Source organism: Flavobacterium sharifuzzamanii, assembly GCF_003254585.1.
Classification (GTDB): Bacteria; Bacteroidota; Bacteroidia; order Flavobacteriales; family Flavobacteriaceae; genus Flavobacterium; species Flavobacterium sharifuzzamanii.
This window is the reverse complement of sequence record NZ_QJGZ01000042.1, coordinates 498940-513854: the sequence shown is the minus strand read 5'-3', so window position 1 is coordinate 513854 and position 14915 is coordinate 498940. Positions and strand designations below refer to the sequence as shown.

The 14915-nt window shown below is 34.3% G+C and carries 11 protein-coding genes and 2 tRNA genes; 5 read left to right on the top strand and 8 right to left on the bottom strand.

Going from position 1 to position 14915, the window contains the following annotated elements; all coding sequences use genetic code 11:
* Window positions 1-157: 157 nt before the first annotated feature.
* From DMA14_RS21955 to DMA14_RS22810, 5 genes are all read right to left on the bottom strand, one after another.
* The gene (locus DMA14_RS21955) at window positions 158-1063 is read right to left on the bottom strand and encodes an N-acetylmuramoyl-L-alanine amidase (protein ID WP_111426611.1); all 906 of its coding nucleotides are present in this window, start codon (window positions 1061-1063) and stop codon (window positions 158-160) included.
* 28 nt (window positions 1064-1091) lie between these two features.
* Window positions 1092-1649: a hypothetical protein gene (locus DMA14_RS21950; RefSeq protein WP_111426766.1), complete on the bottom strand. Its 558-nt coding sequence runs from the start codon at window positions 1647-1649 to the stop codon at window positions 1092-1094.
* Window positions 1650-1691: 42 nt separating this feature from the next.
* Complete coding sequence (rimO, locus tag DMA14_RS21945) at window positions 1692-3005, bottom strand: 30S ribosomal protein S12 methylthiotransferase RimO (RefSeq protein ID WP_111426610.1); 1314 nt, start codon at window positions 3003-3005, stop codon at window positions 1692-1694.
* A gap of 209 nt (window positions 3006-3214) precedes the next feature.
* Window positions 3215-4798 carry an OmpP1/FadL family transporter gene (locus tag DMA14_RS21940; RefSeq protein WP_111426609.1) on the bottom strand — a complete coding sequence of 528 codons (1584 nt, stop codon included), beginning with the start codon at window positions 4796-4798 and terminating at the stop codon, window positions 3215-3217.
* Between the two features lie 42 nt (window positions 4799-4840).
* Window positions 4841-5845: a hypothetical protein gene (locus DMA14_RS22810; RefSeq protein WP_157957754.1), complete on the bottom strand. Its 1005-nt coding sequence runs from the start codon at window positions 5843-5845 to the stop codon at window positions 4841-4843.
* Window positions 5846-5947: 102 nt separating this feature from the next.
* Between DMA14_RS22810 and proS the strand changes: the two genes are divergently transcribed.
* The 4 genes from proS to rpsT all read left to right on the top strand — a co-directional run bounded on the left by proS (window position 5948) and on the right by rpsT (window position 8099).
* Window positions 5948-7426, top strand: coding sequence for a proline--tRNA ligase (gene proS, locus DMA14_RS21930; protein ID WP_111426607.1), 1479 nt, complete (start codon window positions 5948-5950; stop codon window positions 7424-7426).
* Window positions 7427-7504: 78 nt separating this feature from the next.
* Window positions 7505-7576: transfer RNA gene (locus DMA14_RS21925), tRNA-Glu, on the top strand.
* A gap of 45 nt (window positions 7577-7621) precedes the next feature.
* Window positions 7622-7693: transfer RNA gene (locus tag DMA14_RS21920), tRNA-Glu, on the top strand.
* A 154-nt stretch (window positions 7694-7847) separates the two neighbouring features.
* Window positions 7848-8099, top strand: a complete 252-nt coding sequence (gene rpsT / locus DMA14_RS21915) for a 30S ribosomal protein S20 (protein WP_073417115.1) — start codon at window positions 7848-7850, stop codon at window positions 8097-8099.
* Between the two features lie 224 nt (window positions 8100-8323).
* Here the strand turns inward: rpsT and DMA14_RS21910 are convergent, their stop codons facing one another.
* Both DMA14_RS21910 and DMA14_RS21905 read right to left on the bottom strand, forming a co-directional pair.
* Entirely contained in the window at window positions 8324-8731 is a 408-nt protein-coding gene (locus tag DMA14_RS21910; protein WP_111378313.1) for a response regulator, read from the bottom strand.
* 5 nt (window positions 8732-8736) lie between these two features.
* Window positions 8737-10446 (bottom strand): PAS domain-containing sensor histidine kinase, encoded by a 1710-nt coding sequence (locus DMA14_RS21905; protein ID WP_111426606.1) that lies wholly within the window; start codon window positions 10444-10446, stop codon window positions 8737-8739.
* Between the two features lie 168 nt (window positions 10447-10614).
* Between DMA14_RS21905 and typA the strand changes: the two genes are divergently transcribed.
* A complete protein-coding gene (gene typA / locus DMA14_RS21900) occupies window positions 10615-12411 on the top strand; it encodes a translational GTPase TypA (protein WP_111378311.1) in 1797 nt (598 codons plus the stop codon).
* Window positions 12412-12558: 147 nt separating this feature from the next.
* On the opposite strand, the gene DMA14_RS21895 is transcribed toward typA, so the two are convergent.
* Entirely contained in the window at window positions 12559-14913 is a 2355-nt protein-coding gene (locus DMA14_RS21895) for a T9SS type B sorting domain-containing protein (RefSeq protein WP_203418356.1), read from the bottom strand.
* Window positions 14914-14915: the final 2 nt, after the last annotated feature.

Below are 14915 nucleotides of genomic sequence, written 5' to 3'. Positions count from 1 at the left end.
TTGTTGGTAGAATTGAATTGATTGCCGCGTGGTTATACGTTCCGTAGGAACGTTTGATTTGTAGGTTCGAAAACAAGAAATCTTTCATAATAAACCATAAAAAAAAGCGCTTCCGTAAAAAATACAGAAACGCTTTTTTTATTTAATTGTTGAGGTTTTATTGAACCTGTTTTTTATAAATCGAATATATAGCATCAATTGTTTTTCTGTCTAAGACTGAAGTTGCGTCAGTTTGAATATAATGCAGTTTAAATGCTTGAATTGCCGCGGTCAAATTTTTAGTGTTATAACCGATAATTCTCAATGCAGGTTCAATTTTAAAATCAAACGGGGCAGGTTCTAAAACTTCATCAGGCCAGATTCCGAATCCTTTTTCTGCTAGAGTCTTCCATGGAAATAAAGCGCTTGGATCTTGTTTTCTTCCAGGAGCAATATCTGCGTGACCTAAAAAGTTTTGTGTCGGAATGTTGTAGTCCTTTTTCAATTTGGTCAATAAAGCCACCAAACTACTAATCTGAGCTTCAGTAAAAGGCTTAAAACCATTATTGTCTAACTCAATGCCAATAGAGCAAGAGTTTAAATCTGTTGTTTTTCCCCAAGTAGAATTTCCAGCATGCCAAGCTCTTAAATAATCATTCAGCATTTGCACTACTTTTCCGTTTTCAGAAATGATATAGTGTGCGCTTACCTGAGTCTTGGTTTTTGTAAAGGTATTAATCGTCTGCTGAAGAGAATCTTGAGCGGTGTGATGAATAATAACGAAGCTTGGTTTTCGTAAATTGAAATTTACAGTACCAATCCATTCGGTGTTAATTCCGTTTTGTAAATAAGTTGAATTTGTTTTAGATAAAGTGTCTTTTACAATTCTCAGCTGTTGTGCATACGAAGTGTCAATAACAACAGGTGAAACTGCTGGAATTGGTTTGGCTTCTTTACTTGTAATTTGGTTCTCCAAATTTTTTAGCTGCTGATCATAAGCTTTTTCAGTATTCTTGTACGGATTTGTAGAACAAGCACTGATAATAACAGCTAAAATAAGATAACAAAAAAGTTTTTTTGTCATAATTCGTTGTTTTAAAGGTTAATAACGATTATTCTGAAATTTTCGTATCCGCTGGAGTCTCTTTTACTTCTTTTGAGTCTTTAGAATCTTTATCTTTTTTCTTTTTAGATTTTGTTTTTTTGATGTCTTTTAAAGTGTCCATGAAAGTTTTGTACTTCTCAATTTGATCTGGATTTAAAAAAGAAGTGATTTTTTTATCAGTGCTTTCACGTAAAGCTTTTATCTGTTCAATTTTTTGCTCTTGGTTGCTGCTTTCGTTTTTTAATAAAATACCTTGTTCTCTCACGCTATCCGCTAAAACATTTGTGATTGCAATTGCTTGTAATTCATCTAAGTTTACTTGCGGTTTCATTTGCTCAACAATATATGCTGCAGTCTCTTCAGGTGGAGTTTCTTTAGGTTTGCTTTGAGAACCCTGCTGTTGTCCAGCCATCATGCTTCTGTCCATACCCATTCCGCCTCCTCTTCCGTAACCATTACCATAACCACCACCATAGCCATTATTGTATCCTCCTCCATATTGAGCAGAAACAGTAAAAGTAAATAAGCCAAAAACTAAAATAAATAAAGTTTGAAAAGGTTTCATAAAAGTATTTTTATCTGTGATTAACAATTGTTCAGCGTAAATTTAAGCAGGTTCCCCGTATAAATCAAATTCTGTTGCTTCAATTATCTTGATATTAACAAATTCTCCTGTTTTTACATAATGTTTAGAAGCATCAATTAGAACTTCATTATCAACATCTGGACTATCAAATTCTGTACGCCCTACAAAATGAGCACCTTCTTTTCTGTCAATGATACATTTAAATACCTTACCGACTTTTTCTTGATTCAAATCCCAAGAAATTTGAGATTGAAGTTCCATTATTTCATTTGCTCTAGCTTGCTTTACATCATCTGGAACATCATCTTCTAATAAATAAGCATGAGTGTTTTCTTCATGAGAATAAGCGAAACATCCCATTCTGTCAAATTTCATTTCCTGAACAAAATCTTTTAAAATTTCAAAATCTTCTTGAGTTTCACCAGGATATCCAACAATTAGTGTAGTTCTAATTGCCATTCCAGGAACTGCAGCACGGAAGTCTTTCAATAACTGAGTGGTTTTAGCCTGAGTTGTACCGCGACGCATTGATTTCAAAATTGAATCTGAAATGTGTTGCAGCGGAATATCAATATAGTTACAGATTTTAGGTTCACGTTTCATTACTTCCAAAACATCCATGGGGAAACCTGTAGGGAAAGCATAATGTAAACGAATCCATTCAATTCCTTCTACTTTTACTAAAGCTTCTAGAAGTTCTGCTAGATTTCTTTTTTTATAAAGATCAAGACCGTAATAAGTTAAGTCTTGAGCAATTAAGATTAATTCTTTAACCCCATTTTTAGCCAAACCTTCTGCTTCTTTAACCAATTTTTCAATTGGTTGAGAAACGTGAGAACCTCTCATTAGAGGAATTGCACAAAAACTGCAAGGTCTGTCACATCCTTCTGCGATTTTTAAATAAGCGTAATTTTTTGGAGTTGTAGTTAAACGCTCTCCAAGTAATTCGTGTTTATAATCGGCTCCAAGAGCTTTTAATAGCTGAGGTAATTCTGTTGTTCCAAAATATTGGTCAACGTTCGGAATTTCTTTTTCTAAATCAGGTCTGTAACGTTCAGACAAACATCCTGTTACAAAAACTTTGTCAACAAGTCCTTTATCTTTTTTATCTGCATATTCCAAAATCATATTTACTGATTCTGCTTTTGCATTATCAATAAATCCGCAAGTATTAATTACAATAATATTTCCTTCTTTTTCTGCAGGAGCTTCATGTTCAACTTCTTTTCCATTCGCGCGAAGCTGTCCCATTAGGACTTCACTATCATAAACATTTTTTGAACACCCAAGAGTGATTACGTTAATTTTGTTCTTTTTTAAAGACTTGGTTCTCATACTTTTATAAATTGGAGTGCAAAATTACACTTTTTTTATTCAAACCACACTAGTTTGCAGTTTGTTTTAGCTGTTTTTTATGAAGTTAACCAGTTTGGTTGCTTGTGTTTTTTGAGTTGAATTTAAAATAAGTAGTTTTTTTCAAGAGTAAAAAAAATCCGCCAGATAAAAACCTGACGGAAATTTCAATCATCTATTTTGATTTCTAATTACAATTCAAATAATAAAGTCATAGTAACATTGTTTAATTTCGAAGTAATGTTAGCTCCGTCAGTGAATCCTCTTGTAAAGAAACCTTGATTTGAATCTCTTTCTAAATAAGAGTAAGCTAGGTCTAATTTTGTAGATCCGAAATTATAACCCAAACCAGCAGAATAGCTGTTTAATTCTCCAACTGTAATTCCGTTTTTATAAGGACTTCCTTCGTAACGGTATCCGCCTCTTAAACTTAATTGCTTGATTTTGTATTCGGCACCAATACGAAGCTCTCCAGTACTCGCTAGACTATTGTCTATCTCATTGTTAATGCCGCCAAAGCCTGCATTGCTTGGTTTGAATTTAGCGTTTCCGTAATTTCTTATGCCGTAATCAATGCTTAATAATCCAGATTTGCCAAATATGTAAGCGGCACTAAAAGTCCATCTGTCAGGTGTTTGTAAAGTATAAGATTCGTATACGTTTACAACATTAGGAGCTACATTAGCATTGACAATTGGTCCGCCTGCGGCTTGTCTCGTTGTGTATAAACTTTGTGAAAGCTCGTCGTACAATTCATACCAAGTGTTAGATTCGTATGCTACGCCAAGTCTAAAATTATCAGTTACTTTTCCTATTGCTCCAAGCTGGAAAGAAAATCCGTTGCCATAAGTGTATAAATCATTATTGAATCTTATGCTAGATATTGTTTCGTTTGAAGTGAGCAGACCATTATTCGTTTCGTAAAAACTTGTTGATCTTCTATAGTCTGTGACGTGAACATTTAAATTAGCTCCTAAATATAGTCGGTCTTTGTAAGATGTGGCGATATTGAAACTTACTTTACTATTATAACCTCTTGAGTAAATGTCGTTAGTTTGGTAATAGTTTGTGTTTTGGCCTTTTGGAACATTTGTTGAATATGGACTATTAGGATTATTTACATCATCAATATTCATAATGTATCCCTGATATCCTAATAAAGCTTGTTGAGCTGAAAAACCACTTAAGTTAGGGTACTGTCCATTTGGAAAATTGGATCCTAGATAATGATATAAGTCAGAAACAGTTTCGTTACCTTGCGTGTTGACAAGTTCATGGGGAACAGGTACGCCTCCATTGCTATAGTTTCCATAATCTAAGAAATATGCGTCAACTGAATGGTTTAGGTTTGTTCCTGCTGAAAAAACTTCATTATTGAAATTGTTCGTGTTCTCGTAAGTTGCGCCAATTGAGATTTTATTCCATCCAACATTAGGGTTATGATTTTTAAATACAAAAACACCTCCTGCTTGATTTAAAATAAAGGAGTTTTCTTTGTCTGATGTTTGAGTTCCCTTGTAGTTAGAATTGTTTTTAATATTTTGATTGCTAAAGGATACTCCAACTTGATTGCTATTGAAAATTGCAGATCCAGCTGGGTTTATACTCAAAGCGGAGATGTCTCCTCCGACAGCTCCAAAGGCACCGCTCATGGCTCTAAAACGTGCAGTACCAGTAAGATTTTCTTGAGAATAACGCAATGCATCTGAGACTTCTTGAGAATATGACGCGCTGATAGTTAGTCCTGTTATAAATAGGAAAAGTATTTTTTTCATTTTGATAAGTTTTAGTTCGAATTTAAGTGTGCCGAGGAAAGGTTATCTTCTTCCTCCGCCACCGCCACCAGATCTCATTCCGCCACCGCCGCCACCGCCGCTGTATGATCTAGAGCTGCCACCGCCTCCCATGCTAGGAGAGTAGCTTCTTGATGAGCTACTGTTGCTTGGTGTATAGCTTCTAGAAGAGCCACTGTTGTAGTTAGGTGTGTAGCTTCTGTTTGTTGTGGTATTTCCGCTGTTGTCGTAAGATCTTCTGTTGCTATAGTTGTAATTAGAGCCGTTGTTGTAATTTCCTCTATTAGTAAATGTAGGACTGGTTGTTCCTCTGTTTAAAGTAGAAGTTCTTCTAAAGTCAGTATAGCTGTTAGATCTGTTTGTGGTATAATTTCTGTTTGTTGTGTAATCTCCCCTGTTGGTTGTGTATCCTCTATTAGTTGTGTAATTTCTGTTGGTTGTGTATGTTCTATTTGTGCTATAATTTCTATTGTAAGCATAGTTTCTGTCTCCATAATAAGCTGCAGAACCTCTTCTTCCATAGTTGTAAGAGTAGTTATATCCATAACCGTAATATGGATATCCCCATCCTGGATAACCCCAGCCAGGGTATCCCCATCCTGGATATCCCCATCCATAATAAGGGTATCCCCATCCATAATAGCCGTAGCCATAATAAGGATAGCCCCATCCAAATCCGAATGACCATGTTGGGGTAGTGTAGAAGTTTACAGAAACGTCAGAACTGCTGCTTCCCCATGCCGGATAAGCTACAGATGCAGTTTGAGTACTGTCAGAATAATTAGTATAATTGTCAACGTCAGTAAAAATTTCAGTTGGCTGATTGTCATCTTGTAGTGATCTGAAATATTCCTTGTATTGGTTGTTTGTTCCATTTGCTACATATTTAACAGATGAACCACCATAAACTCCATCATTATCATAATAAGAGGAATTTTGGTAAGAACCACACGATGCTAGCAATAAACTCAATAATCCAATTAAGTAAAAATGATTAGAGTTTTGGCGGAGTGAAAGGTAAGTTTTCATATCTGTGGTGTTTTTTATTGTTGCACATTACAAAATTAGTTAGTTTTGTCAAACTATTTAGTTAAAATTGTTTAAAACAAAATTTGTGCCAAAAAATATAATATGAGTAAGAACCTTACTACAAGATCAGAAGATTATTCGAAATGGTATAACGAACTGGTTGTAAAGGCAGATCTAGCTGAAAATTCAGGAGTTAGAGGATGTATGGTAATTAAACCATACGGATATGCTATTTGGGAAAAAATGCAAGCTGAGTTAGATCGTATGTTCAAAGAAACTGGACATCAAAATGCGTATTTCCCTTTGTTTGTGCCGAAAAGCATGTTTGAGGCTGAGGAGAAGAATGCTGAGGGATTTGCAAAAGAATGTGCGGTTGTAACGCATTATAGATTAAAAAATGATGAGGAAAGACCTGGTAAATTAATGGTTGATCCGAATGCAAGATTAGAGGAGGAGCTTATTGTTCGTCCAACAAGTGAAGCTATTATTTGGTCTACATATAAAGGATGGGTACAGTCATATAGAGATTTGCCTTTATTGATCAATCAATGGGCTAATGTGGTTCGATGGGAAATGCGTACGCGTTTGTTCTTAAGAACTGCTGAGTTTTTGTGGCAAGAAGGGCATACTGCTCATGCTACAAAAGCAGAAGCTATTGAGGAGTCTGAAAAAATGATGAATGTTTATGCTGATTTTGCTGAGAACTTTATGGCAATTCCAGTTGTTAAAGGTTTTAAAACCGAAACAGAACGTTTTGCTGGTGCTGATGAGACGTATTGTATTGAAGCGTTAATGCAAGACGGAAAAGCGTTGCAGGCTGGTACATCTCACTTTTTGGGTCAGAACTTTGCAAAAGCATTTGATGTTAAGTTTGCTAATGCTGAAGGAAAACAAGAACACGTTTGGGGAACTTCTTGGGGAGTATCTACACGTTTGATGGGAGCGCTAATTATGACGCATTCTGATGATCAGGGATTGGTATTGCCTCCAAATTTGGCTCCAATTCAAGTGGTTATCGTGCCTATATATAAGACAGATGAACAGTTGGCTCAAATTACAGAAGCAGTAAAAGATCTTACGGCTAAATTGAGAAAATTAAAAATCACGGTTAAATTTGATGACAGAACAACTCAAAAACCAGGATTTAAATTTGCAGAATGGGAATTAAAAGGAGTTCCTGTTCGAATTGCGGTTGGTCCGAAAGATTTGGAAAACGGAACTTTTGAGGTGGCAAGACGCGATAATTTGACAAAAGAGGTTGTTGCTAGCGAAAAAATCGTTGAACATGTAAATGATCTTTTAGAACAGATTCAAACGGACTTATTTACTAAAGCATTAGATTATCGTAATACTCATATTACGGAAGTAAATAGTTTTGAGGAATTTAAAGAAGTTTTAGAAGGAAAGGGAGGCTTTTTATCTGCTCATTGGGATGGAACTGCTGAGACAGAAGAAAAGATAAAAGAATTGACAAAAGCGACAATTCGTTGCATTCCTTTGGATGCTGTTGAAGAGGCGGGAACCTGTGTGTTTACTGGGAAACCATCGTCTAAAAGAGTGCTTTTTGCTAAGGCATATTAAAAAAATATATATTTTTTTGCATTAGGTGTTGCGCAAATAAAAAATAGATGTATCTTTGCATCCGCAATACAGAAGCGCGGTCCGTTCGTCTATCGGTTAGGACGCCAGGTTTTCATCCTGGTAAGGGGGGTTCGATTCCCCCACGGACTACAAGTTATATTACATATTGAAAAGTTTCCAACTTAGGAGAATATTGGTCCGTTCGTCTAGGGGTTAGGACGCCAGGTTTTCATCCTGGTAACAGGGGTTCGATTCCCCTACGGACTACAAAATTAGTTGTAAATAAGTTTTGTAAAACAAAGATTGGTGTCTCGGTTTTTGTTTTATTAGTTAAAACCAAAGTGATTGTTTTACAGTTGTGGGAGGTTTTTCTTTTTTAACTAGTATTTATAATAATTATTACATCTAAAATTAAAAGAAAATGGCAAATCATAAGTCAGCATTAAAAAGAATCAGAAGTAACGAAAAAAGAAGAGTTCTTAACAGATATCAGCATAAAACTACTCGTAATGCTATTAAAGCGTTAAGATTAGCTACTGATAAAGCTGATGCTACTGCAAAATTATCAACTGTAATCTCTATGATTGATAAATTAGCTAAAAAGAACATCATTCATGATAATAAAGCTTCTAACTTGAAGTCTAAATTAACAAAACACGTTGCTAAATTGTAATTAAAACAATTTACTAAAAATATAAAAGTCCTCCAAAAGAGGACTTTTTTTGTTTTAAAATTAAAATAAGATTCCAATAAAAAATAAATTCCAAATCCCAATTTTATAAATAGATTGGAATTTGGAATTTTGTTATTTGAGAGATTTAAAAATTTAAACCTTGATTGATTTTGTGTATTGTGGGGTTCGTTATTTGGAATTTAAAATATTAGGATTTTGAAATTTTATAAATCAATTTTCTTTTTAAGGTATTCTAGCATTGGCTGTGTAATTGGTTTGGAAAGGAAATCTATTATAATTGGATATTTTTTTGCTTTGGCAAGATCTTCGGGATCAATAGTAGAAGATAATACGATTACTGGAACAGTATTAAACTCTTTGTAATCTGAAGAGGTGAAATGATCTAGAAATTCCCATCCTCCCATAATTGGCATATTTAAATCTAAAAAAATTAATTCGGGCCTTTTTTTTGTTTTGTCCTTTGTGTATTTTAAGACATTGAAATGATGAAGGGCTTCTTCACCGTTTTGAGCTGTAACAACTTCATGTGAAAATGAAGATTTTGAAATTACCTTTTTGCATAGCATTAATGTTATTGGGTCATCATCAATGCATAAAATCTGCTCAAGCATAATAATTAATTTTTAAATGTTATCGTAAATGTAGTTCCTTTATTAACTTCACTATCAATAGAGATTGTGCCTCCCATTGTTTCTACCTGCGATTTTACAAGATATAATCCTAAGCCTTTGCTGTCAGGGTAATTATGAAATCTTTGATAAAGGCCAAATACTTTGTCGCGATTTCGTTCAAGGTCAATTCCGATTCCGTTATCTTTAAAGGTTAAGATTGTTCTTTGTTCAATTTGTTCTGCTATTATAGATATTTTTAGTTTCCTGTTTTCTGATTTGTATTTTATAGAGTTGGTTAACAGATTTAATAAGATGCTTTCAATATAAGCCTTATTTGTAATAAGTTCAGGCACTTTATCAAATTTAAGCTTAATTATTGGTTTGTGTAACTCGATTTGAAAAGATAATTGACTAAATACGTTTTCAAAAACTTCTTTTAAAGATACTTCTTCTTTCTGCATAGAAGGGTTATCTTTGATGATAATAACTTTTACTAAGTCATTGATGGTTTCATTTAGCAAATGTGTTGATTTTGTAAAACCGGCTAATATTTCTTCAAGCTCTTCATTTTCTATAGGTATGTCTTCTATTAAATTTAAAAGTCCAATCAAATTAGAAAGAGGAGCTCTAAGATTGTGTGATGTGATATAAGAAAATTGTTTTAAATCTTTATTATTTTGGGTTAATTCTCGAATAAGATGCTCTTTTTCTGTTTCAAGTTTTTTCTCATCTGTAATGTCCCTCTGTATTGAGATCCAGTGAGAAATTATACCTTCATTATTAAAGATAGGAATCATAGAAAAACGTACCCAGTATTCTTCTTTGCTTTTGGTGTAAGTGATAGTTTCAATTAGGCATTCTTCCTCGTTTTTTATCGCTCTTAAAAGTTTCTTTAATTCGTCAGAATCCGAGTTAGGGCCTTTAAAAATGTTTGGCGATTTTCCAATAATTTCATTCGACTGATAACCTGACATTTGAGAAAATGCAGGATTCACGTAAACTATTTTCGGTATTTTTCTTTCGGAAGAATTAGCCTCGGTAATTAAAATAGAATCTTTAGATTGCGTAATTACAGTTTCTAAAAGTTTTAATCGCTGCTCTTCTTCTTTTTGCTTCGTAATATCTTGAATAGCTCCAATCATTCTGATGGCTCTACCATTTTCATCTTTCAATAAAAAACCTCGATCCAAAACATATTTGTATGATCCGTCTGCACATCTAAAACGGTATTGATCCTGCCATTTTTCTGTTTTTTGTTCTATAAAAGAATATAGCTTTATTGACATTCGGATGCTGTCTTCAGGGTGAATTTTGTCAAACCACCATTTAGAAGTTTTGCCCACTTCTTTTGGGTCATAACCAAAAACACCTTCAATTCCTTTGTTCCAATTAATACTGTCCTCTTGAATTTTCCAGTCCCAAATCGTATCGCTTGTCGCTTTCGCTACAATGTCATATTTCTCATTAGATTCTTTTATTTCTTCGTTGGTTTTGTTTAATTTTTCAAAAATGGTTATGTTTCGTCTTTCGTTTTTTGAAAGAATAAGACTGAAAACCAATACTGTAATTAGAATAAATATTACGTCTTTTATTAAAGAGAGGTATAAGTATTCTGAAGAAGAAAAGTAGTTTATGAGTAATTTATGACATAAGACCGCCATAATTATCGAGATGATGGTATAAATAAGAGTAATTTGGAGAGTTTTACTTTTCATCACCTCAAATATAGTTAATTTAACTATAACAGAACGTATCTTAATGTCATTTTGAAAACGATATTTTTATGATTTGTATTAACTAATTGATTGTATATACGCAAACTATGGCAGAAACATTTTTTTTTAAAAAATAAAGTGTACCTTTGCGCCCATTAAAAATCACAGATGGAATCTATTAGAAACATTGCAATTATTGCCCACGTCGATCACGGTAAAACAACTTTGGTTGATAAAATTATGTATCACTGTCAGTTATTTCGTGAGAACGAAAACACAGGTGATTTAATCTTAGATAATAATGATTTAGAGCGCGAGAGAGGTATTACAATTACTTCTAAAAACGTATCTGTTCAATATAAAGGAACAAAAATCAATATTATCGACACTCCTGGCCACGCCGATTTTGGAGGTGAAGTAGAACGTGTATTGAACATGGCCGATGGTGTATGTTTGCTAGTTGATGCTTTTGAAGGACCAATGCCTCAAACTCGTTTCGTTTTGCAAAAAGCGATCGATTTAGGATTGAAGCCTTGTGTGGTTATCAACAAAGTAGATAAAGAAAACTGTACTCCAGAAGAAGTTCACGAAAAAGTTTTTGACCTAATGTTTGAATTAGGAGCTACTGAAGAGCAGTTAGATTTCCCAGCTGTTTACGGTTCTGCTAAAAACAACTGGATGTCTGATGATTGGAAAAATCAAACAGAAAACATTGAGCCATTATTAGACATGGTTATTGCTAATGTTCCAGCTCCTAAAGTTTCTGAAGGAACTCCTCAAATGTTGATTACATCTTTAGACTTCTCTTCATTTACAGGTCGTATCGCTATCGGACGTCTTGAAAGAGGAACTTTAAAAGAAGGAATGCCAATTTCTTTGGTAAAAAGAGATGGTAAAATCATCAAATCTAGAATTAAAGAATTACACACTTTTGAAGGTTTAGGCCGTAGAAAAGTAGAAGAAGTAGTTGCTGGAGATATTTGTGCGGTTGTAGGTATTGAAGGTTTCGAAATTGGTGATACTATTGCTGATTTTGAAAACCCAGAAGCTTTACAAACTATTGCTATCGATGAGCCAACAATGAGTATGTTGTTTACAATTAACGATTCTCCTTTCTTTGGTAAAGAAGGTAAATTTGTTACTTCTCGTCATATCCGCGAAAGATTGACAAAAGAGCTTGAGAAAAACTTAGCGATGAAAGTTGGAGAAACTGATTCTGCTGATAAATTTATGGTTTTTGGTCGTGGTGTACTTCACTTATCTGTTCTTATCGAAACAATGAGAAGAGAAGGGTACGAGCTTCAAATTGGTCAGCCGCAAGTTATCATCAAAGAAGTTGATGGTGTTAAATGTGAGCCAATTGAGGAATTAACGATTGACTTGCCAGAAAACCTTTCAGGTAGAGCAGTTGAATTCGTAACAATTCGTAAAGGAGAAATGCTTTCTATGGAAGGTAAAGGAGAGCGTATGATTATTAAATTTAACATTCCATCTCGTGGAATTATCGGTTTAAGAAATCAATTGCTTACTGCTACTGCTGGTGAAGCTATTATGGCACACCGTTTCATCGGGTACGAACCATACAAAGGAGAAATTCCTGGACGTAACAATGGTTCATTAATCTCAATGGAAAACGGAAAAGCTATTCCTTACTCTATCGATAAATTACAAGATCGTGGTAAATTCTTCGTTGATCCAAACGAGGATATCTATGAAGGTCAGGTAATTGGAGAAAACACTCGTAGCGACGATATGACTGTTAACGTTACTAAAACGAAAAAACTTTCTAACGTACGTTCTTCTGGAGCTGATGATAAAGCTAGAATTATTCCGGCTATCAAATTCTCATTAGAGGAAGCTTTAGAGTATATCCAAAAAGATGAGTATGTTGAAGTTACTCCAAAATCTTTACGTTTAAGAAAGATTTACTTAAGTGAAACTGATAGAAAAAGATACAAAATCTAATTAGTTTAACTTTCAATATAAAAAATCCCAAATTCCAATTTCATGGAGTTTGGGATTCTTTTTTGTGTATTATTTTTTTATTGGAAGGAATTTAAAATTTGGAACTCTTGACAAGTATTGGAATTTCGGTATTTGGAATTTAAAATATTATCTTTTTAATGAAAAATGCCCTTTCACATTTTTTCCATTAACAAAAAGAAGAGTAAACCAATAATCATCTGAAGGCATTTCTCTTCCGTTAAAAATTCCATTCCAACCTGATCCATTCTGATTCATTTGCTTTAATAATTTTCCGTAGCGATCAAAAATAGAGATGGTGTAATCTGGCATCTGATCAATGTTTTTAATTACCCATAAATCATTATAGCCATCTCCATTTGGAGTAAAGAAACGAGGATAGTCTAAAACATATATTTGGAATACATTAGACGGGCCACAACCGTTTTTGTCTATAGCAATTGCATTGTAGATTCCTGGGCTTATTTGCGTAAAAGTAGGGTCATCTTGAAAAACGGTGCCGTCAAGAGAAAACTCATAATTTCCAACTCCGGTATACAGAATTTTTACGGAATTGTCTACTCCAGAAAAATCTTTTACATCTGCTCCTGTAATTGTTGCTGGTTCAGATAGAATTACTTTGAAATTTTTAGTTTTTGGGCACCCATTTGCATCTGTTACGGTTACCGAGTAATCACCTGGGGTGCTAACTTGGATTGAATTTGTTGTGCCTAAGTTATTAGACCAAGTATAACTGTTAAAACCAGCTGCTACAGATAATGTTATTTCGCTTCCTTTGCAAAGATATTCTGTTTTATCTTCAAAATTAGGAGGGTCAAAAGTATGCACAATCAATTCTATAGGAGTGATATCATAACAATCGGAACCATTTACTGCACGAGCATAAATAGTTTGACTATTTGGTGTTGTATTTTTGAAAATATTTGGCAGCTGATTTGTCTCTGTAACTGCATCAGAAGCTGTCAAAAAGTAAGTGACTACCAATCCAGAAGGTTGTCCCAATAAAATTTGAGGAGTTGCTTCTGTAGCTAAGTCAAATTGATATAAACCGTCTTGCGTTGCATCTCCATCACAAGTTTCTATTGGAGATTGATTTGGAATGACACTATTAGAAATGTTCAGTGTGATTTGAGCTATCTTACTGCAACCAAAAGTATTTTCAATTCTAGCAAAAACGATTTGATTTGGCGCTTTGTTAGTATAACGTTGAGGATTTGAAATTGGATTTGTTTTTGCTTGTGCATCTGCCAAAGTTTCGTAATATCCTTGGTTGGTGATCTGCGGATTATTGTTTTTCACAATATTAGCAACTTTAGTCAAATCAAAAATGGTAATGCCATCTGTATCATCATCACATTGCAATAAAGAAGTATCTGTTGATGGAATTTCTGGTGAAAATTCGACTGTGATTTCTCCAATTGATACGCATGTTGTACTTCCTAAAGTGGCTTCTACTTTATATGTTCCCGTGGCAAGAACAGCATACGAGGAAGATGTTGCTCCTGAAATTTGTACATAATTGTTTGAAGAGTCTTTAGTAAACCATTTAAAGCTGTATTTTGTTGGATCTAGTTTGGTGTCTAAAACATAATTTTCGCCAAAACAAACAGGATTATTATTTGCTACAGTCCTATCTTCACCAAAATTTATTTTCGTTACAAAACTACCTGCTTCAATAAAAACTGCCGAGTTATATTGTCTAGTAACATCATCAGCAACAACTAGTTTTAAATGATATTGTTTGTTAGGAATAACATCTGTAGAAGCATTCATTACTACAGTTTGACCAGCGTAGTTAATAGGGCTTGAGGCTGTATTATATCCGTTAAAATAGTTTTCATTAACAGCCTCGCAGCCAACTACGGGTTCTCCGCCACTGCCATTTACTGTATTAATTTTTGGATGAACAGTCGTGGCTGAAACAGCTGTCGTAGAATTGGGCAAAACTGCAAGATTTTTGTAGCTTTCACTGCTTCCCGTTTCTTTAATCAAGAAAGCAAATCCATCTGAATAAATACAAGGGAAATTATTTTGATACTCATTTGAAGCAAAAATATAATTGAAGCTTATTGAATTAGTTAGAGCTACGAAATCAAATTCCAAAACTGTAGCTTGTGTACTGTTGTTAATTCCCAAAGCTTGATTAAGGTCAGGGTCACCATTCCAACCTTGCACTTGAACGCCTTTAGAGTTTTGCTGAACAAAAGGGCCCTCCGCATTTTTACTTGGTGAAGTGCTTAACACTATTCCACTTGAAAACGGAAAGTTTGCACCCGCTGTAAAAGAACCATAGCTCTGTGCATTTGGAGTTGGGTTTCCTGTTGCATTTACACTATTAGTTTCGATACAAGAGCTATTTATTAAAACATTCTGAATTAAATCTCCAGGCGCTATTGTGGAGTTGACAGAAATATTCTGTGCGCTGATTTGATTACAAAAGCAGCACAAAATGAAAATGAAAAATAAAACTCTAGAAGGACTCATAG